This window comes from Neomoorella stamsii (assembly GCF_002995805.1).
In the GTDB taxonomy this organism is placed as follows: Bacteria; Bacillota; DSM-521; order Neomoorellales; family Neomoorellaceae; genus Neomoorella; species Neomoorella stamsii.
This window is the reverse complement of sequence record NZ_PVXL01000055.1, coordinates 155057-173481: the sequence shown is the minus strand read 5'-3', so window position 1 is coordinate 173481 and position 18425 is coordinate 155057. Positions and strand designations below refer to the sequence as shown.

The following is an 18425-nucleotide window of genomic DNA, read 5'->3' as shown; positions in this document are numbered from 1 at the left end:
GGGGGGCAAATTCCAGGACTGCGCCCGGCTGGTAGGGGCCGGCCAGGTAGTCGGCCGGGTTGGTGCTGATCAGGCGAACCACCCGGGCCTGGTTGAAACTCAAGGGTTCGATTTCCAGGGTCAGGTGACCAACCTTTATCTCCTGCCGCCGGGGGCAGAAATTTTCTGCCCCCTCCCAGATAAGCTCCCACGGCATAGGGCTGTAGATGTACATAATTATCACCCTCTCAGTGGAGCTTTCCCGGGCCGGGAACGCCTTGAGCAATGAGTTTCTTCAAATGCTGGACGGCCTGGGACAGTCCCCCAACTTCATCAATCAATCCTACCTTAACAGCATCCTTCCCCACCAGGATAGTACCGATATCCCGCGCCAGCTCACCTGTCTGGAACATCAGGCGGCGCAGTTCTTGCTCCGAAATATTAGCGTGCTCCACGATAAAACGGATGATCCGGTCCTGCATTTTGTCCAGGTATTCATAGGTCTGAGGGACGCCAATGACCAGGCCGGTGAGGCGAATGGGGTGGATGGTCATGGTGGCTGTTTCGGCAATGAAGGAATGGTTGGCCGCTACGGCTATGGGGGTGCCGATGCTATCCAAGTAGCGTTTAAATTATCGATCCTGGTGCAAAAAGCTAACTGTTCATGACCAGGCTTTCGCGCCTTTCGAATTTAAGCTTCCTTTTCGTTCAAAAAAGTCTTTCCAGTAATACTGACATTTTCTCAGTCGGCTAACACTATGACAATATCATAGTCCGGTAACACCCCAGGTTTCTTATACGTTGCAACTCAGTCACCCTTAGGTTAAAATATAACTACAAATAAGGAATAAGTCGAAAGTTTATACAAACCTATAAGCAGATTGAACATAAAGAGGTGGTCCTACACAACCTAATTTATAGGTTGTTCCAATGATACAGGGGGGAATAGTATGGCACATCCTATTCATGGTCTCCCAGATGAGAAAAGTTACTATCTAGAATACAAACAATTTTATCTCCAGTGGACAAAATTATGGCAGGCCTGGGAAGAGTTTCAGAAAAAAGGTGACCTCAAAGAAAGAGATGTAGTGAGGCCGGAAGTCCTTGCTTCATGGAAGCGCTGCAGAGCCAGAGGGTTAAATCCTTACGATTCGCCAAATAAAGTTTGTTTGTCTGATAAGGATATTGAAGAGAGGCTAAAAAGAAACCGGATTTTAGTAGAGGTGGCCAGTCCATTCCTAAAAACACTGGTAAAGAGCGTCAAAGGTTCTATGTTCCGGGTGGACCTTTTTGATAAGGATTTATATCTTTTGGCACAATTTAGTGATGACGATTCTCTTAAAGAAGCACTAAAACATGGATCCAGTGTAGGGGTGAACCGTAACGAGGTCAATTGCGGCACTAGCGCCATTAACCTGGCTGCTCACCTTCAGAGACCGGTACAGCTTGTTGGTCCAGAACACTATAACATAAATCTACACTACTGGACTTGTTCAGCTACACCCATATTTTCACCTAAAAAGGATTTCCTGGGTGTTATAAATATGGCCGGTCATTTTTCCCTGTTTCATAAGCATACGTTGGGAATGGTTATAGCTGTCGGCAAGGTTATAGAGCAAAGCTTACAGCAGCGAGAACTGATAGAAAATCTGGAAATTGCTAATGAATATCTTAATAATATTATTCATGCCGTATCGGATGGTTTGATTGTAGTAGATGTGAATGGTTTTGTTACTACCTTAAACCGGGCGGCCAGTAACTTTCTAGGAATAAAATCCAAAGAAGCAATCGGTAGGAATGTGAGCGATCTTCTGGGGGAAAATAATGTTTTTCAAGAAGCTATTAAATCCGGTCTTTCAAAAGTTAATAAAGAAATAACCATGAAGACCCCCAAGGGCAACCAATTCTTTGTTGCTACACTGGAACCGGTAGTTAGCAAACAGGACCGCAAGGAGATCATAGGTATTTTTAAACCCATGTCAAGTGCCAGAGGCTTTATAAAAAATTTAGCCGGGTTAAGAGCACATTTTACTTTTTCCGATCTCATTGGGGAGGAGGCTGAATTTAAGAGGATAGTAGAATTGGCCAAGCAGGCTGCCGGACTAGCTAATACTATTTTACTCCAAGGCGAAAGTGGTACCGGTAAAGAGCTATTTGCCCAAGCAATTCACAACGCCAGTCCTGTGAAAGACGGGCCATTTGTGGCTTTAAACTGTGCAGCCATCCCGGGAGAACTTATCGAAAGCGAATTGTTCGGTTACGAGGGTGGGGCTTTCACTGGCGCCAAAAAGGATGGCCGTCCAGGTAAGTTTGAACTTGCTGAGGGGGGTACAATTTTCTTAGACGAAATAAATTCCATGCCCTTAAATATGCAAGTCAAGCTTTTACGCGTACTACAGACAAAAACTATAATGCGTGTGGGGGGCGTTACGGAAATTGCCATTAACGCCAAGCTGGTTTGCGCTACAAATCAGGATTTATGGCGACTAGTACAGGAAGGAAGTTTCCGGGAGGACTTATTCTACCGGATCAATGTACTTACCATTGTTATTCCCCCTTTGCGCGAGCGGCTAAATGACATACCCCTACTGGTAAAACATTTTTGTAGAAACCTGGGTAGGCGTTTGGGTGTAGAATTGGGTATGGAAGAGAAAGTGTTTAGTATATTACAGCAGTACCACTGGCCCGGCAATGTGCGTGAGTTAGAGAATGTTGTTGAACGGTCGGCTATATTGGCCTTGAGTCGCAACAGTCGAATCATTCAAGAGCAGGACATAATGTCATATCCAGGAATAAGAGAGTTTTTGGTACGTAGTCTTGGAAAGAGAGATATAAAAAACAGTGGTGAAATAGTTCCTACAGATTTATATAATCTTGAAAAATTGGAGATAACTGCTATTCGTAGAGCACTTATAGTTAGTGAAGGTAATCTTAGCCGCGCAGCCCAGCTGCTTGGAATTGCCAGGAGTACATTATATCGTAAAATTAAGCAGTATCAAATTGACTGTAGCGATATAGTACATCTGTAACGAAATAATACAAAACCCTGCCAACTCTAAAATTTAATGGGGCGGGGTTTTTTAGTTTTTCATCAGTGTATTATTTTGAAATATCATGGTTAGGAAACCCAGCATTTTGGGGACTGGCATGATTATTGCATAGTTAATACTTATAGCAACTAAAGTAATAATAAAGCTGAGGCATCTGAACCGTGAAAAAAGTAAGGGTTGAGCTTCAGTTATCGCTAATACGTTACAGTAATAATCAAACCGGTGAGATTTCTCTTGTTATGGAAGATGATGCGAACGTTCATGATGTACTTGAATTCTTTAATTTGGTTCATGGAGAGGTGGGGGTGGTTTTAATAAACGGTAAACTTGCTGCAGAGGATCAAGAGTTGCCCGATAATGCAACAGTTATATTATATCCGGTTTTTGGAGGGGGCTAATATATTTCGCGAAAACACTCTGTTAGGGGGCCCATATTAAAAATGAATGGTTGTGGGTATCAAGGAAAAATTCTTTGGATTGATCTATCTAATAGTTTAACAAAGCATATAGAACCGGATAAAAATTTTTATCGGACCTATTTAGGCGGACCGGGATTGGGCTTATATTATTTATTAAAATTCCTGCCGCAAAACTGCGAACCATTAGGGCCGGAAAATATTTTAGTTTTTGCTCCGGGTTTTTTAACCGGAACCCCTGTTCCTTGTGTACCTCGTTATACCGTATGTGCTAAATCTCCCCTAACCGGGGGGTTGGGTAAATCAGAAGCAGGTGGTTACTGGGGACCGGAATTGCGAAAAGCCGGGTATGATGCTTTAGTGGTAGTAGGTAGAGCTGCAGGTCCTGTCTATCTATGGATCGCTGATGATAAGGTCGAAATTAGAGATGCCAGCCGTATCTGGGGGCTGGATACAGGAGAAGCCGAAGCTTTTATTCGCCAGGATACCGGGGTTAAAGATGCCAAAATAGCAATCATTGGGCCTGGCGGTGAAAATAAAGTTTTATTTGCGGGGATCGTTAATGATCTCTCCCATTTTAATGGACGTAATGGTTTAGGGGCCGTTATGGGTTCGAAGAACCTCAAGGCCATTGCGGTTTGCGGTTCTAAAAAAGTGCCTATACATGAGAGGGATAAAATTCAACAGCTTTCACGCTGGGTAAGCCAGAACTACCGTGAGCACCCTCTTAGTTCAGCTTTACACGAATATGGTACACCTGCCGGGGTAGAAAGCAATAACGCAGGGGGATGCTTGCCAACTAACAACTGGTCGTTAGGTGTGTTTTCGGGAGCTAACGATATAGGAGGAAAGGAATTAACTGAGAAGTATCTGGTAGAAAGGGGCGGTTGCTATGCTTGCCCTATCCGCTGCAAGCGAATTGTGAAAGTAGATGATGCAGAATTTAAAGTAGACAGGATTTACGGTGGTCCAGAGTATGAAACTCTTGTTGCCCTGGGATCTAATTGCGGTATTAATAACCTTAAACTAATCATCAAAGCTAATGAGCTTTGTAACCGTTATACAATAGATACTATTTCCACAGGCATGGCCATATCTTTCGCCATGGCTTGCTATGAACAGGGAATTATTACCAAAGAAGACACCGGGGGGTTGGAACTCAAATTTGGTAATGAAGAAATTCTCTTATCATTAATTGAGCAGATAGCCTACCGGCAGGGTTTCGGTAAAATTTTGGCGGATGGTACTAGGGCTGTAGCGGCACGAATAGGCAGGGGAGCGGAAGCTATGCTCCTTGAAGTAAAAGGGCAGGAAATTCCCATGCATGACCCGCGGGTAAAGACCGGTTTGGGGTTACAGTTTGCCCTGGCCCCTAACGGTGCCGATCACTGGTTTGCCCAACACGATCCTTTCTTTACTTCGGAAGGCAGCTTGGGGCTGGAAGCCTTGGCGCCTTTAGGCATTCTGGAACCAATTCCTGCCCTGGACCTGGGGCCCCAAAAAGTTCGCATGGTTTTTTATACTAGTGTCCTTAATTCTATGTATGACTGCCTAGGTGTTTGTATGTTTGGAGCAGTTGCTAGAAGCCTGATCCCACTCAACAATTTCGTAGATTTTGTCCAGGCTACAACCGGATGGGAGACAAGTTTGTGGGAACTTCTAAAGACTGGAGAACGAGTTAACACTATGGCCAGGTTATTTAACATACGGCAGGGCCTAGGGTGCAAGGATGATACTTTGCCAGCCACTTTCTTTAAACCTATTGTTAGCGGACCGCTGGATGGTAAGAATGCTTTGGACAAAGAAGCCTTTGAGCAAGCCGTAAAACTTTATTACGGCATGGCTGGCTGGGATGAGACAGGAATACCTACCGCCGGCAAATTGCTTGAGTTGGGATTAGACCAATTTGTTGATAATCAAAATTAATTTTATTTGTAGGCTCTCATAGAACCCCTGGAAAACCCTAAGTAAAACTTAGTAATAATCCAATTGAAAGGAAGTGAGGGCAAAAAATACGAGGGGGGTGATGATAGGGCAAAGAGAGGTAAGTGCCCTCCATGTTGTTTTGTTTCTCTATATTAAACAAAAAAGTTAAGGCGGTGATTTTAATGACTTGTATTAATCCTGTTGATGGTGCCATGGCGGTGGTCATGGTGCAGTTTGCACCTGTAGCCGCTACTTCGATTGATGAAGTGGAGCAGAACATCGATACTATTAGAAACTATGTTAAGCGTGCGGTTAATTCCTTTCCGGGTGTAGACATGGTTGTTTTTCCTGAATACAGCACAACTGGATTTGCTTATTATAGTTATCATTACCTAATGGCAACAACAGTGCCAGGGCCGGTGACTGACAAACTCGCCAAGATAGCCTCTGATCACGGCATATGGCTAGTTTCTTCCATAGTGGAGAAAAACGAGGACCCTGAGCTTATGCCCTATAATGGTATGCTTATTTTTGATCCCAACGGCAATATCGCACTGAAGTACCGTAAGATGAACCCCTGGAATCCCAAAGAGCCATGGACCCCGGGGGAGGAGATGCCAGTTTGCGATGGCCCCAAAGGAACCAAACTGGCTGTAATGCTCTGTTACGATGGCGACCTCCCGGAACCGGCACGTGAGGCTGCTTGGAAGGGTGCTACTGTCCTAATAAGGCCTTCAAAATATATGTATCCCTGGAATAGGGTCTGGGAAATCACCAATCGCGCCCGCGCGTACGAAAATATTGCTTATGTTGTGGCCGTGAACACGGTGGGTGAAGACGAATCTTATTCCTACTTTGGTCGATCTATGGTAGTGGATTTCGAGGGAAACATCATCAATGAGATGGACGGTACTGCGGGTATGATTAAGGTGGACATCTACCCACAACTGGTAGCCAACGCACGTAAACAGAGGGCTTCCAATAACCATCTTTACAATTTAAAGCACCGCGGTTATACAGGCGTACCTCCTTATGGGGTTCGGACTAATCCTTATAGTGTATACAGGGAGTGGGAAAAGATACCACCGGAATTTTCAGATGCACCTCCATTAATGGAGCCAGTGGCCAACATAGCACGTACAATCCTTGGCAATCAGAAGGAACGACTAAAGAAGGGTACCTGCAGATAGTGATAAATGGCCCCAACGAGAGCATTAGTGAAAATGGAGGTGGATAAAATTGTCGGCTCAAACAGATATTGCGTCAGATAAAGGTGCAATAAACATGGTTCTGAACCTCATGTCATTGGCTGCCCGCACTGCTCCAAAGTCGTTCGGAATGGACTGCCTTAAGCTCAGCATAACCAGTGAGGAAGAACGACTGAAGATTGCGGCCATGATGCGCACTATTGGCGAACAAAAGTCAGCCGCCATAACCAACGAAAACAAATCGAAGTCGGTAAAACTTGACTGGAACAGTGATGCCGAAGCCATTGAAAAGGCCGATGGGCTTCTCTTATTGGGTATTCAGGGAAGAAAGACCCCTGGGGTTAACTGCGGGGGGTGTGGCTTCCTTACTTGTAGCGAAATGTTAAAAGCGCCTCGCATGGAGGGGAAGGACTTTCCGGGTCCTTTATGCATGTATCGAGTAATAGATATAGGCATAGCGGTATCCTCCGCTGTGGCTGTCGCTGCACACCACTTCCTCGATAATCGAATTTTTCAGAAAGTCGGGATTGCCGCTCTTAAACTAGGTTATTTTAACGGTTACGCACCCGTTCTAGGCATTGGTGTCTCTTCCTCGGGGAAAAACGTATTCTTTGACCGCAAGGATAAGGCTATCGCCGCTTCGCTGGGCCAGGTGGAATGAATTTTATAAATCTGAAAGGAGGTATGTAAGTTGAAGATAGTGCGATTTTCAGATGTCCCCGATGTAACTCCATTCCCGGGCATTATTAGTAAGCAAGTGATGAATAGAGAAAAGGGGGCAGCAGCTGTAACTGTTGGCGAACTAAAGATAGATCCCGGGAAAAAGCTGTTCCGGCACATTCACAAGGTGGAAGAGGCCCTTGTATTCCTAAAAGGGGAGGCCACCGTTGAAGCAGACGGCGAAGAGGTCAAAATTGACAGCCTTACTGTGGTGCTTATGCCTGCGGGTTGCAAGCACTGCATCACCAATACTGGAAAAGACATACTGCACATTCTTTATTTCTTCCCTGCTGTCGAGGTGGAGAGAATATTAGTAGAGGAATAAGCCCAGCTAGGTTAGCTGAAAAGTAACGGGAGGTGTTTAATTTGTCAAGGAACTGGGCGATGCTAATTACCATTATGTTTGCCTGGATGGCAGATTCCGGTGACTCGCTTCTTTACTCATATGTCTTGGGGAGCGTGGCGAAGGAGTGGAATATTACGCCGGCTCTTGCTGCGTCCATCGGGTTCTTGCCAATGGCTGCCGCTGTAGTTGGTGGACCCCTATTCGGATTCATAGCTGACAAGTACGGCCGCAAGAAGTCTTTACTAAGTGCTATGTTTTTAGTAGCACTTTCAGGAATACTAGTTGGTATATCCCAGAATCCCACCCAGATGGTGCTATCACGCCTACTGGTGGGTTTGGTGTTAGGAGGTATTTGGACGGCCGGCATGACCTTAATCAGCGAGATATGGGACCCCAAGTCTCGCGGTAAAGCTGTAGCCGTAGTTCAGGTCGGTTTCCCCTTAGGCTACCTTTATGCATCGATCTTAACCTACTTTGTATCGCCATCCTTCGGTTGGCGAGGAGCATATATAGCTAGCGCTATCCCTTCGTTGCTCATCTTTATCGCTATATGGTTTTTCGTTAATGAATCGCCACTATGGTTGAAAACTAAGGGCGAAGATAAGAAGACTAAGGCCAAGGCCCAGTCGGTCTCCATCCAGGAGCTATTCCAGAAGCAATATGCAACTAAGACACTCGTAGCCAGCTTAATCGCTTTTTTAGGTATGTATGGTTACTGGGCCGTAATGACCTGGATTCCTTCATATCTAGCGGTTGTAGGTTTTAACGCCAAGAACATTCCTTTATGGACATTCTTCATCCTTTCTGGGGCCGTGGTAGGCTATCTTACCCATGGTACCATTGGTGACCGCTACGGGCGGAAAAAAGCATTTGGTCTATTCTTCTTAGGCACAGCGATATTCACCTTGGTTTTTGGATTGCTACCAGTCTACTTAGCCAAAGCATATAATCAAGACGTGGCTCGTACCTCAGTAGTGTTGATTGGCCCTATCTTATCTTTCTTCACCGGATACTTCTCGGGTTATGGAGCCTATTATGCCGAACTTTTCCCAACCCGGATAAGAGGCTCAGCTGTTGGCTTTTGTTTTAACGTGGGCAGGATTGGAACGTCTATCGGGCCTGGGATTACTGGTGCCTTAGCTGCATTTTTTGGTGTGGGTGGTGCGCTGGCCATAGCCTCGATCTCCTTCATAATTTCAGCAGTATTGATTTTCCTACTGCCGGAAACTGCTGGTATCAGCTTCGAAGCAGATACAAAGAGCATTTCCTCGTAAAAAAGAGCTAAGTAACAAGTGCTGAAAGTAAAACATCCCTGGCAAGAAGGGTGGCGTAGCGGTTAGTGACACCCTTCTTGGCTTTCAAGACGTCCATCCCTCCTTGAAGGTTTGGTTTTTTTAACCGGGTGGGCCTCGGCCAGGCAGCGGACCTTCGCCATCATGAAGGCATAGTCGGGGCCGGAAAACACCCGGAAGAGGTTAACGTGTTTTTCTACCAGTCGCCTGGAACAGCCCAGCACTTTCCTGATGGCCGGCACGGGCAGGCCCCTTTCCAGGAGATAGGTGACGCGGGCGAAGTCTAAGAGATAATTCTCTATTGCTTTATAGCTGTGCCCGGTGCGCCGGACAATCTCGGTCTCGGTATAGCCGTCCATGTAGAGGCGGATGATCTTGTTGGCGTGGCTTAAGGCCGGCCCCATGTCGGCTACTATACCCCTGGTGGGGACCACCAAACCCGGGTGCTCCTTTAACAGCGTCTGGACGGCTTTAGTGGAGAGACCTAAGATTAGGGCCAGGTCAGGCTGGTTCTATTTAGGCTCTGTACAATCTGCGCTACCGGCTCCGGGGTGGCCCAAGAACTTCGATAAATTGGGGTAAATGAGTTGACATAGCGGTCATAAGGGCATAAAATTTGCCATAAGGGAACAAACGACTGGAGTGAGTACCTAATGAGTGAAATTCTTTATCCACCGGCAGAATTAGCCAGGATGCTTAAAGTCAGCGAGCGCACTATAAGGCGATGGGTGCAAAAGGGGGATTTGCCGGCCTTGCGCTATGGACGGCAACTGCGCATACCGGCGAGCGCTTTAGAAAAATTAGGACGCCCGGCAGCAGAAATATCTAACAAAAGCGACTGGCTGGCAAAATGCCGGGCCGCGCGGGCAATGATGCCCCTAAGGGGCGATAGTACGAAGATCTTGCAGCAGATCCGGTTAGATAAGGCAGACCGGTGAAGTGGATGGATGTGCGCCTTAAAGAAGTTTGCGTAGATGCCTGCCTGGTAGTCAAACTGGTTATAAACGAACCAGACAGCCCGCTGGCAGATGCCCTTTTTACCAGGTGGCAGGAGCAGGGGGTTCAGTTAATAGCCCCCGTCTTTTGTCTTGTAGAAATAGATAGTATCATTAGACGCAGGACAGTAATTACCACCCCCGAAGAAAGATTAACACCAGAACAGGCGGAAATTACTTTTGAAGCCGTACAGGCCATTCCCTTAAAAACCATCAGTGTCCCTGGTCAAAGGCACCGGGCATGGAAACTGGCAAAAGAGTTAAAATTACCTGTCGTCTATGATAGCCACTATCTAGCGTTAACCGAATTGCGCAACTGTGATTTTTGGACTTCTGATGCAAGGCTGTATAATAACGTTAAGGGCAGGTTGCCTTATGTTCATCTCCTCAGTGAATTTGCTTCGGAGTTGATGAGGTGAGAGATACCTCAAAATGGACGACAACCAACCGGAAGGAAGGTGGGAGTTTGGAACGTTGTAAGTTCTATTCCATGACGGATGAGGAGAAGCATAGCCTGCTTTAAAGAATTGCTGCCTGCTTAAAAGGAGAGAGGAGATAGTCTTTGCCTATCTCCACAGTTCTTTTATCGGGAGTGTAAATCATTTTGTGTAAATAGCAGAGCACCTCATAAAGATGGTAATACTATAACTAGCTGGTTCGGGTGAACGGGGTGGAAACTAAAGGCCGGATGGAAGCCGAAAAAGAAACGATTCTTAAATATCTCTCCCGCAGGTTTGGGGAGCAGCCGGCTGACCTGGAGGAAAAGGTGCAGAAAATAGGCGGCTTCCAAATCCTTGACAGCATCCTGGAAGAGTTGTTTACTGCCGATACTATAGAAGAGGCGAATTATTTTTGGAAAGATCGCCAGGGACCTCGAGTAGGTGCTTTAGGATCCGAGCAATCTGCGCTGTGTGCCCCGGGCAGGCCACCTCAGAGAATTTACTCCGGAGTTGATAGCCTCTTGCTGCGTTCAAGCAGGAACAAAAGTATAAAAGGTGACTTAGATAAAGGAATAATGGTATGATAGCACACTAGAAGGGAGCGATTCCGTGGCGGCGAAGAGCAGCGATTTTATATTAGTAGAAACCACTATCAACGCCCATACGAAGGCGCGTTTACCGGAAGAAAGCCTGGCCAGGATTATTAAGGATATGGAATTACCTTTGGAGTACGCAGCCCAGATTTATAGCTTCTTTACCGATGTGCCTTTGCCGGATATAGATAAATTTACCACCAGATATGGTATTGAGGATAAGGTGCTTAAGAAGTATTATCTGACCTATATAAAAAATATTTACCCCAATCCCGGTCTTGAGGAGATGCTGGCTTATGCCTATTGAACCTTGGCGCGGGCTTTTTCGAACAGCCTTGGCCATCCTGGCGGGTCAGAATATTACTACCGATACATGGACCTTCGGCGGTGGCACGGCACTGGCCCTTTTCCTGCGCCACCGGGAGAGCCGGGATGTCGATATATTTTTAAGCGATGCCCAGCTTCTTAGCCTGCTAACGCCCCGCCTTAATGAAGATGTTGCAGAAGGTGTTTCCGACTATACCGAAGGCTCCAGCTTCTTGAAGTTAAAGTATCCTGAGGGCGAGATTGACTTTATTATAGCACCTTTCCTCACTCGTAATCCCTGGATAATAATGGAAGTAGAGGGGGTGAGAGTGCGGGTGGAAACGCCGGAAGAAATAATTATCAAAAAGCTCTTTTATCGCGCCGAAACTCTAAGGGCCAGGGACATAGTTGATACTGCGGCGGTGTTTGCCGCGAGGAAGGAATACCTGCTGGCAGCAGCCGCGGTGCTGGCATCGCGGCTGGAGGCCTTGCAGCGGCGATGGGAAAGGCTGCAGCCGGCGTTTCTACCAGAAGCGCGGTTTTTGCGGGCAAAGGAAGGCTTGGTGGAGAAAACACCAGCGCTTTTTATGGCTTTTTTGTCCGAACTGCAAAGCCGTATCGGAGAATTACAAAGCGGGAGAAAGGCCTGAGACTTACGGCTGGATGGTTGGCAGCCGCCGTCGTCCTAGGCGGGGCTGGTGCACGGGTATTGAGGATAAACCGTGACGGCCGGGATTATATCAGCGGCCGTACGGGCGGCCTGATACCCCTGGAGCACGCCACCGGGGCCGAGGCCATAGTGATGCTGGAAAGGCTGATGGAAAAAGGCTTTACGCCGGGATTGTAGGCTATAGTTCCTTCCGGGTGGTACCTGGTCAGCTATGGCAAGGGTTCCATAAAACCTATGCAAAGTTAAAGACACGCCGGGGGGCAAATTCCAGGACTGCGCCCGGCTGGTAGGGGCCGGCCAGGTAGTCGGCCGGGTTGGTGCTGATCAGGCGAACCACCCGGGCCTGGTTGAAACTCAAGGGTTCGATTTCCAGGGTCAGGTGACCAACCTTTATCTCCTGCCGCCGGGGGCAGAAATTTTCTGCCCCCTCCCAGATAAGCTCCCACGGCATAGGGCTGTAGATGTACATAATTATCACCCTCTCAGTGGAGCTTTCCCGGGCCGGGAACGCCTTCAGCAATGAGTTTCTTCAAATGCTGGACGGCCTGGGACAGTCCCCCAACTTCATCAATCAGTCCTACCTTAACAGCATCCTTCCCCACCAGGATAGTACCGATATCCCGCGCCAGCTCACCTGTCTGGAACATGAGGCGGCGCAGTTCTTGCTCCGAAATATTAGCGTGCTCCACGATAAAACGGATGACCCGGTCCTGCATTTTGTCCAGGTATTCATAGGTCTGAGGGACGCCAATGACCAGGCCAGTGAGGCGAATGGGGTGGATGGTCATGGTGGCTGTTTCGGCAATGAAGGAATGGTTGGCCGCCACGGCAATGGGCACGCCGATGGAATGCCCTCCGCCCAGGACCAGGGAGACCACCGGTTTGGACATGCTGACCAGCATTTCGGCAATGGCCAGGCCGGCTTCAACATCGCCCCCTACGGTATTTAAAACCACCAGGAGACCTTTGATGCCGGGGTCTTGTTCGATGGCCACCAGCTGGGGAATAATGTGCTCATATTTGGTGGTTTTGTTTTGCGGCGGCAGGACCAGGTGACCCTCGATCTGGCCTACGATTTGCAGGCATTGAATTTCACTTTTATAATCAGCGACATTAGTTTGCCCCAGCTCTTTAATGTTTTCTACCTCGGGGCTGGTAGGGGGACGGCCGGTGGTGACCCGCGCCGGTTCCCCCGGCGGCCGGGGTGGGGGTGTTGCCGGCTGGTTGGGTACAGGGTTCGGACTGATATCAGGACTGGTCACAGTTAACTCCCCCCTTGGAAATTTAAACATTTATATGGTAAAGGATTACTGAGGATAAAATCCTTCAAATAACTTTCCCTTTTAGTATAGGGAAGATGGCTAACAAACATGCATCCTCATCTTTTTATTTCCTCAAGCAAGGAATTTCAAACCCTGGTGTAGAATAGTAGCAACCGGGGTGATGGAAAATGGCTCCTGCCAGGACGCTGAATGAAAAGATAAAAAATGAAATTATCGGTGTGGCCCTGGTGGCCCTGGCCCTCCTCTGCCTGGCGGGGTTGTATGTCCTGGACCTGGGTTACATAAGTTCTGCTGCCAGTATTGGCGCCGTGGGTCAATTGCTGGTGGGGTTTTTAAAAGCCCTGACCGGCGAGGGCAAATATGTATTTCCTATATTCCTGGCTGCCTGGGGCGTCCGCCTCATTACTGGGGGTAAAGTGAAGGATTCCCGGCCGCGTTTGATAGGAGGCATTTTACTTTTTCTTACTTTTTTAAGCGCCCTGCACCAGCCTTTCTTAAATGGCAGTACTTATAAAGAAGCCCTGGCCTCTGGTGTCGCCGGCCAGGGTGGCGGTTTGCTTGGTGCCCTGGTTTCCTTGCTCCTGCGGTCCATTTTCGGCCGGGTGGGGACCTGGATTGTGCTGGTGGCTCTGGGTTTAATTGCCTTTCTCCTGGCCACAGGTGTTTCTTTAACACGCTTTACCGGGCGCCTGGGCCAACTGCTCTATGTAACCTTCCAGGTCATTAAGGGCTGGCTCCTGGCCTTTCTCTTTACCGAGGTTGAAGAAGAGGAGCCGAAGGTGCAGGAAAAGAAAAACCTGAAGGCCCGGGGGAAGGCCTTACCGCGGGAACGGGAAGTAGTACCCGTGGTCATTAACCCGCCACCGGAACCATCGCCGCCGGTACTCCCGCCGGCAGTAAATGCGGAAGAGCCGGCCCAGGCCAGGGTCTACCCGGAAAATCCGGCCCCGCCGGTTAGCGAAGACGAGAAAAAAGCCCGGCGCCGGCCCAGGGTTAACCTCCAGGCAGAGGACTCTACCGGCACAGAGGGGGAAGGCACCTCCGAGCAGCCTGGTCCCTATGTTCTGCCGCCTTTGAGTCTCTTAACCCGCTCGGTAAGGGTAAAAAATCCCCGCCTGGAAAAGGATATTACCGACCGGATCAAGATCCTGGAAGACACCCTGGAAAGCTTTGGTGTCAAAGTCAAGGTGACGCAGGTCAGCTGTGGCCCGACGGTGACCCGCTATGAAGTCCAGCCGGCACCGGGGGTGAAGGTGAGCAGGATTGTTAGCCTGGCCGACGATATTGCCCTGAGCCTGGCGGCTGCCCAGGTGCGGATTGAAGCCCCCATTCCGGGCAAGGCTGCGGTGGGCATTGAAGTGCCCAATAAGGAAATCGCTGTGGTCCACCTGCGGGAGGTGCTGGAAGATCCTGCTTTTATGGAATCCAGCAGCAAGCTGACGGTAGCCCTGGGTAAAGATATTGCCGGCAATCCGGTCATTGCCGACCTGGCGAAAATGCCACACCTCCTTATTGCCGGGACTACTGGTTCAGGCAAGAGTGTTTGCCTGAACGCCCTGATTTGCAGCCTGTTGTTTAAAGCTACACCCCAGGAATTAAAGCTGTTGATGATTGACCCCAAAATGGTGGAGTTAACCCAGTATAATGGTATTCCCCACCTGCTGGCACCGGTGGTCAGCCAGCCGAAGAAAGCGGCTACGGCCCTGCAATGGATAGTCAACGAAATGGAGAAACGCTATGAGCTTTTTGCCGGCGCCGGGGTCAAAGACATTACCCGCTACAACCGTTTGATGCAAAAGGAAAATGGCGGCCAGGGGACCTTGCCCCTGGTAGTAGTCCTTATTGACGAGTTAGCCGACTTGATGATGGTGGCCCCGGCCGATGTGGAAGATGCCATTTGCCGCCTGGCCCAGATGGCCCGGGCGGCCGGTATTCACCTGGTTGTGGCCACCCAGAGGCCTTCAGTAGATGTCATTACCGGCTTGATCAAGGCCAATATCTCTTCCCGGATTGCCTTTGCCGTTTCCTCCCAGATTGATTCCCGCACCATCCTGGATATGGCCGGGGCCGAGAAGTTGCTGGGCCGCGGTGATATGCTCTTTTTGCCCATCGGGGCCAGCAAGCCCATCCGCGTCCAGGGGGTTTATGTTTCGGACCGGGAAGTGGAAGACCTGGTGACTTATGTTAAACAGCAGGGTCGCCCGGAATATAACCCCAGTTTCCTGAAAGGAGAGGAAAGTAGCGAAGACAATAGCGGGGCGGAAGACGAGCTTTTCCCCGCAGCTGTGCGGGTGGTCCTGGAAACAGGACAGGCTTCCATCTCTATGCTCCAGCGGCGCCTGCGGATAGGTTATACCAGAGCGGCAAGGTTAATGGATATGATGGAAGCCAGGGGGTTTGTGGGCGGCCATGAAGGCACCAAGGCCCGCGCCATCCTTACTAACTGGGAGGAATACCAGGAATTATTTGGCGCGAAAGAAGAATGATAAGGGCAGGAATCTCTTGATATAGTGTCGAAGATGATTAAAATACCGGGAGGTGAGGCCATGGAAAAGGTAGGGGAAATGCTCCGTGCTGCCCGCCAGGAAAAGGGGATTTCTTTACGTGAAGTAGAAGAAGCTACCAAAATTCGCCTGCGCTACCTGGAAGCCCTGGAAAAGGGCAACTATGACCAGATTCCAGGCCGGGTGTATGCCCTGGGTTTCGTGCGAAATTATGCCCGCTTTTTAGGGCTGGATGTCCAGGCGGTAGTGCAGCAGTTTAAACAAGAATACCCGTCTGACGAGGATAATTACCCGACGGAAGAAAGTAGCCTGACGGCAACGGGATTGTCCCCCGGGAAAAGAAAGCGCTGGTTGCTGGTCCCGGCAGTGCTTCTTGTTCTCTGGAGTATCAACTGGTTATACAACCATTATCGTCCTTCCCTAGAGCAAAGGCCCTCGCCACCACCGGTAACAGAACCTGCACCGGTAACCCCTGAACCCCAACAGCCTGTCGCCCAGCCACCGCCGGCAGCGACAACACCCCGGGCCCAGGGGGTGGAAGTCAAAATCAGAGCTTCAGGGGATTGCTGGGTAGGTGTTACCATTGATGGTAAAAATGATTTTACCGGGACTTTAAAGGCCGGCGAAAATAAGGTGTTTCAGGGGAAAGAGAAAATTATCGTTACCCTTGGCAGCGCTGGCGCGGTGGAAATAACCGTCAATGGCCAGGTCCAGCCACCCCTGGGCAGGGTGGGCGATGTAGTTACCTTTGAGGCTACTAAAGATTCCAACCAGGCTAGAATAACGAGGAAACCATGATCAAAACTGCCGTTATAACCCTTGGTTGCGCCAAGAATCAAGTTGACAGCGAATATATGCTGGGTGTCCTGGATAAAAGCCATTTTGCCCTTGTCAGCGATCCCGGTGAAGCTGAAGTAGTTATCGTCAATAGCTGCAGTTTTATTACGGCGGCCAAGCAGGAGGCCCTGGAAACTATTTTAGGGCTGGCCCAGGGAGAGCCGCGGCCCTATATTATTGTTGCCGGGTGTCTCGCCCAGCAGCACGCCCGGGACCTATGGCAGGAATTACCTGAAGTCGCCGCTTTCATTGGTCCGGGAGCCATCGGCCGTTTGCCCCTGATTATTGACCGGGTATTAAAGGGGGAACGGCTTGTGGACGTCCCGTCTCCTGATAAAGAGGAAGGGGAACTGCCCCGCCTTACGGAGAAGGGAAGGCCCTATGCTTATTTAAAGATTGCCGAGGGCTGTGATAATCGCTGCAGTTATTGCACCATCCCCGCCATCAAGGGGCCTTACCGCAGCCGCCCCCTGGAAAAGCTGGTTGCCGAGGCCAGGACCCTGGCGGCCGCCGGCGTAAAGGAATTAATCCTGGTGGCCCAGGACACTACCGCTTATGGCCTGGACTGTTACGGCGAGTACCGCCTGCCCCGGCTTTTGCGGGAACTGGCCATGATCCCGGAAATAGAGTGGTTGCGCCTCCTCTATGCCTATCCAACCCGCATTACCCCAGAGCTGGTGGAAGTGATGGCCACGGAAGCGAAAGTATTACCTTACCTGGATTTGCCCCTCCAGCATGCCAGTAAAACCATCTTGCGGCGCATGAACCGTCCTGGCAGCCTTACTGCTGGCATAAAGGCTATTGAACGCCTGCGCCGGGCCATGCCGGAAATAACCTTGCGCTCCACCTTTATTGTCGGCTTTCCGGGAGAAGATGAAGAGGATTTCCAGATTCTCCTGGACTTTTTGGGCTCTATGCAGTTCGACTGGGTGGGGGCCTTTAAATATTCCCCGGAAGTCGGTACAGGCGCCGCCGATTTGCCGGATCAGGTGCCGGAAGAAGTAAAGGAAGAACGCTACCGGAAGTTAATGCTCTACCAGCAGTCCATTACCAGGGCCTGCAATGAACGTTGGGTGGGACGGCAGGTGCAAGTTTTAATAGAAGGGCCGGGGGTGGGTCGCAGTTTCCGCCAGGCCCCGGAGGTAGACGGCTTGATTTATATTAAAGGAAGTACCATGCCGGCAGGAACTATGACGACAGTTAAACTCATCCGGGTCCATAGTAATTATGATTTAATGGGGGAGGTAGAGGGATGACGGCGGCCAACCGGCTAACCCTGGTGCGCTTGGGCCTGGTGCCCTTGTTTGCCATCCTGGTTCTTTTGCCCTGGGGACCCGGACGTTACCTGGCGGCGGCACTATTTTTACTGGCGGCAGCTACCGATGGCCTGGACGGGTATCTCGCCCGTAGCCGGGACGAAGTTACCAGGCTGGGCCAGTTACTGGACCCCCTGGTCGATAAGCTCCTGATTACTACGGCCTTAATTTTACTGGTCCAGCTGCACCTGGTTCCCGCATGGGTGGTAATATTAATTGTCGGCAGAGAATTTTTAATCAGCGGCCTGCGCCAGGTAGCAGCGGGAGAAGGGCTAATTCTGGCCGCCAGTTCCTGGGGCAAGGTCAAAACCCTGACCCAGGTGATAGCCATTGTTGCCCTGCTTGTAGAGGTTCCCCAGGCCGTTCTCCTTCTTTATGTGGCCCTGGTCCTGACCATGGTTTCGGCGTTGCATTATCTTTTGAGCAACCGGGATTTACTTTATCGCCCGGGCTAAAGGTAGATGTGGCAGCCCTACCAGGTAATTCATAAGGCCTGACCAGTTGAAATTTGTTATAATTGAAGGTGTTATCCATGGGAGAGGAG

General features: G+C 49.5%; 22 protein-coding genes. 17 read left to right on the top strand and 5 right to left on the bottom strand.

Translation table 11 applies throughout. The annotated features are described in order from the left end of the window. Together MOST_RS12950 and MOST_RS12945 are read right to left on the bottom strand one after the other, a co-directional pair. On the bottom strand, window positions 1-214 hold a 214-nt coding region (locus MOST_RS12950; RefSeq protein WP_054937705.1), incomplete at its 3' end, for a YlzJ-like family protein. A gap of 13 nt (window positions 215-227) precedes the next feature. Continuing rightward, the gene (locus MOST_RS12945; RefSeq protein WP_340637980.1) at window positions 228-599 is read right to left on the bottom strand and encodes a ClpP family protease; all 372 of its coding nucleotides are present in this window, start codon (window positions 597-599) and stop codon (window positions 228-230) included. Between the two features lie 330 nt (window positions 600-929). Here MOST_RS12945 and MOST_RS12940 point away from each other — a divergent pair, with 330 nt between their 5' ends. The 7 genes from MOST_RS12940 to MOST_RS12910 all read left to right on the top strand — a co-directional run bounded on the left by MOST_RS12940 (window position 930) and on the right by MOST_RS12910 (window position 8919). Next, the gene (locus MOST_RS12940) at window positions 930-3008 is read left to right on the top strand and encodes a sigma-54-dependent Fis family transcriptional regulator (protein WP_054937704.1); all 2079 of its coding nucleotides are present in this window, start codon (window positions 930-932) and stop codon (window positions 3006-3008) included. A 182-nt stretch (window positions 3009-3190) separates the two neighbouring features. Next, window positions 3191-3427 carry a MoaD/ThiS family protein gene (locus MOST_RS12935; protein WP_054937703.1) on the top strand — a complete coding sequence of 79 codons (237 nt, stop codon included), beginning with the start codon at window positions 3191-3193 and terminating at the stop codon, window positions 3425-3427. Window positions 3428-3469: 42 nt separating this feature from the next. After that, window positions 3470-5371 carry an aldehyde ferredoxin oxidoreductase family protein gene (locus MOST_RS12930; protein WP_054937702.1) on the top strand — a complete coding sequence of 634 codons (1902 nt, stop codon included), beginning with the start codon at window positions 3470-3472 and terminating at the stop codon, window positions 5369-5371. 131 nt (window positions 5372-5502) lie between these two features. Beyond that, the gene (locus MOST_RS12925; protein ID WP_054937701.1) at window positions 5503-6561 is read left to right on the top strand and encodes a nitrilase-related carbon-nitrogen hydrolase; all 1059 of its coding nucleotides are present in this window, start codon (window positions 5503-5505) and stop codon (window positions 6559-6561) included. A 49-nt stretch (window positions 6562-6610) separates the two neighbouring features. Continuing rightward, a complete protein-coding gene (locus tag MOST_RS12920) occupies window positions 6611-7240 on the top strand; it encodes a DUF2148 domain-containing protein (protein ID WP_054937700.1) in 630 nt (209 codons plus the stop codon). A gap of 39 nt (window positions 7241-7279) precedes the next feature. After that, window positions 7280-7624, top strand: a complete 345-nt coding sequence (locus MOST_RS12915) for a cupin domain-containing protein (RefSeq protein ID WP_244267186.1) — start codon at window positions 7280-7282, stop codon at window positions 7622-7624. A 41-nt stretch (window positions 7625-7665) separates the two neighbouring features. Then, entirely contained in the window at window positions 7666-8919 is a 1254-nt protein-coding gene (locus MOST_RS12910; RefSeq protein WP_054937698.1) for an MFS transporter, read from the top strand. A 62-nt stretch (window positions 8920-8981) separates the two neighbouring features. Here the strand turns inward: MOST_RS12910 and MOST_RS12905 are convergent, their stop codons facing one another. Further along, window positions 8982-9437 carry a DUF1670 domain-containing protein gene (locus MOST_RS12905; protein ID WP_083476764.1) on the bottom strand — a complete coding sequence of 152 codons (456 nt, stop codon included), beginning with the start codon at window positions 9435-9437 and terminating at the stop codon, window positions 8982-8984. A gap of 153 nt (window positions 9438-9590) precedes the next feature. Here MOST_RS12905 and MOST_RS12900 point away from each other — a divergent pair, with 153 nt between their 5' ends. The 6 genes from MOST_RS12900 to MOST_RS17085 all read left to right on the top strand — a co-directional run bounded on the left by MOST_RS12900 (window position 9591) and on the right by MOST_RS17085 (window position 12118). Beyond that, window positions 9591-9875 carry a helix-turn-helix domain-containing protein gene (locus tag MOST_RS12900; RefSeq protein WP_054937696.1) on the top strand — a complete coding sequence of 95 codons (285 nt, stop codon included), beginning with the start codon at window positions 9591-9593 and terminating at the stop codon, window positions 9873-9875. Next, a complete protein-coding gene (locus MOST_RS12895; protein WP_106007186.1) occupies window positions 9872-10351 on the top strand; it encodes a type II toxin-antitoxin system VapC family toxin in 480 nt (159 codons plus the stop codon). The genes MOST_RS12900 and MOST_RS12895 overlap by 4 nt, the downstream gene beginning before the upstream one ends. Window positions 10352-10593: 242 nt before the next feature. Further along, window positions 10594-10956, top strand: coding sequence for a hypothetical protein (locus MOST_RS18035; protein WP_054937694.1), 363 nt, complete (start codon window positions 10594-10596; stop codon window positions 10954-10956). A gap of 25 nt (window positions 10957-10981) precedes the next feature. Next, window positions 10982-11272, top strand: coding sequence for a hypothetical protein (locus tag MOST_RS12885; RefSeq protein ID WP_054937693.1), 291 nt, complete (start codon window positions 10982-10984; stop codon window positions 11270-11272). After that, window positions 11262-11921, top strand: coding sequence for a nucleotidyl transferase AbiEii/AbiGii toxin family protein (locus MOST_RS12880; RefSeq protein WP_054937692.1), 660 nt, complete (start codon window positions 11262-11264; stop codon window positions 11919-11921). Before MOST_RS12885 ends, MOST_RS12880 begins: the two co-directional genes overlap by 11 nt. Window positions 11922-11938: 17 nt before the next feature. After that, window positions 11939-12118, top strand: coding sequence for a hypothetical protein (locus tag MOST_RS17085; protein WP_054937691.1), 180 nt, complete (start codon window positions 11939-11941; stop codon window positions 12116-12118). A gap of 55 nt (window positions 12119-12173) precedes the next feature. On the opposite strand, the gene MOST_RS12870 is transcribed toward MOST_RS17085, so the two are convergent. Further along, window positions 12174-12410: a YlzJ-like family protein gene (locus MOST_RS12870; protein WP_054937690.1), complete on the bottom strand. Its 237-nt coding sequence runs from the start codon at window positions 12408-12410 to the stop codon at window positions 12174-12176. Between the two features lie 13 nt (window positions 12411-12423). Then, the gene (locus tag MOST_RS12865) at window positions 12424-13233 is read right to left on the bottom strand and encodes a ClpP family protease (protein WP_054937689.1); all 810 of its coding nucleotides are present in this window, start codon (window positions 13231-13233) and stop codon (window positions 12424-12426) included. Between the two features lie 158 nt (window positions 13234-13391). Here MOST_RS12865 and MOST_RS12860 point away from each other — a divergent pair, with 158 nt between their 5' ends. The 4 genes from MOST_RS12860 to pgsA are packed head-to-tail and all read left to right on the top strand — an operon-like array spanning window position 13392 to window position 18336. After that, window positions 13392-15710, top strand: coding sequence for an FtsK/SpoIIIE family DNA translocase (locus MOST_RS12860; protein ID WP_054937688.1), 2319 nt, complete (start codon window positions 13392-13394; stop codon window positions 15708-15710). 60 nt (window positions 15711-15770) lie between these two features. Continuing rightward, window positions 15771-16526 (top strand): helix-turn-helix domain-containing protein, encoded by a 756-nt coding sequence (locus MOST_RS12855; protein ID WP_054937687.1) that lies wholly within the window; start codon window positions 15771-15773, stop codon window positions 16524-16526. After that, a complete protein-coding gene (rimO, locus tag MOST_RS12850; RefSeq protein WP_054937686.1) occupies window positions 16523-17821 on the top strand; it encodes a 30S ribosomal protein S12 methylthiotransferase RimO in 1299 nt (432 codons plus the stop codon). The genes MOST_RS12855 and rimO overlap by 4 nt, the downstream gene beginning before the upstream one ends. Next, a complete protein-coding gene (pgsA, locus tag MOST_RS12845) occupies window positions 17818-18336 on the top strand; it encodes a CDP-diacylglycerol--glycerol-3-phosphate 3-phosphatidyltransferase (RefSeq protein WP_054937685.1) in 519 nt (172 codons plus the stop codon). Before rimO ends, pgsA begins: the two co-directional genes overlap by 4 nt. The last annotated feature ends 89 nt before the right edge of the window (window positions 18337-18425 follow it).

Excerpts from the sequence above, each read along its gene's own strand:
- MOST_RS12940 (WP_054937704.1), top strand. The coding sequence starts at position 930 with ATGGCACATCCTATTCATGGTCTCCCAGATGAGAAAAGTTACTATCTA.
- MOST_RS12930 (WP_054937702.1), top strand. The coding sequence starts at position 3,470 with ATGAATGGTTGTGGGTATCAAGGAAAAATTCTTTGGATTGATCTATCT.
- MOST_RS12925 (WP_054937701.1), top strand. The coding sequence starts at position 5,503 with ATGTTGTTTTGTTTCTCTATATTAAACAAAAAAGTTAAGGCGGTGATT.
- MOST_RS12900 (WP_054937696.1), top strand. The coding sequence starts at position 9,591 with ATGAGTGAAATTCTTTATCCACCGGCAGAATTAGCCAGGATGCTTAAA.
- MOST_RS12880 (WP_054937692.1), top strand. The coding sequence starts at position 11,262 with ATGCCTATTGAACCTTGGCGCGGGCTTTTTCGAACAGCCTTGGCCATC.
- MOST_RS12870 (WP_054937690.1), bottom strand. The coding sequence starts at position 12,410 with ATGTACATCTACAGCCCTATGCCGTGGGAGCTTATCTGGGAGGGGGCA.
- MOST_RS12865 (WP_054937689.1), bottom strand. The coding sequence starts at position 13,233 with ATGTTTAAATTTCCAAGGGGGGAGTTAACTGTGACCAGTCCTGATATC.
- MOST_RS12860 (WP_054937688.1), top strand. The coding sequence starts at position 13,392 with ATGGCTCCTGCCAGGACGCTGAATGAAAAGATAAAAAATGAAATTATC.
- MOST_RS12855 (WP_054937687.1), top strand. The coding sequence starts at position 15,771 with ATGGAAAAGGTAGGGGAAATGCTCCGTGCTGCCCGCCAGGAAAAGGGG.
- rimO (WP_054937686.1), top strand. The coding sequence starts at position 16,523 with ATGATCAAAACTGCCGTTATAACCCTTGGTTGCGCCAAGAATCAAGTT.
- pgsA (WP_054937685.1), top strand. The coding sequence starts at position 17,818 with ATGACGGCGGCCAACCGGCTAACCCTGGTGCGCTTGGGCCTGGTGCCC.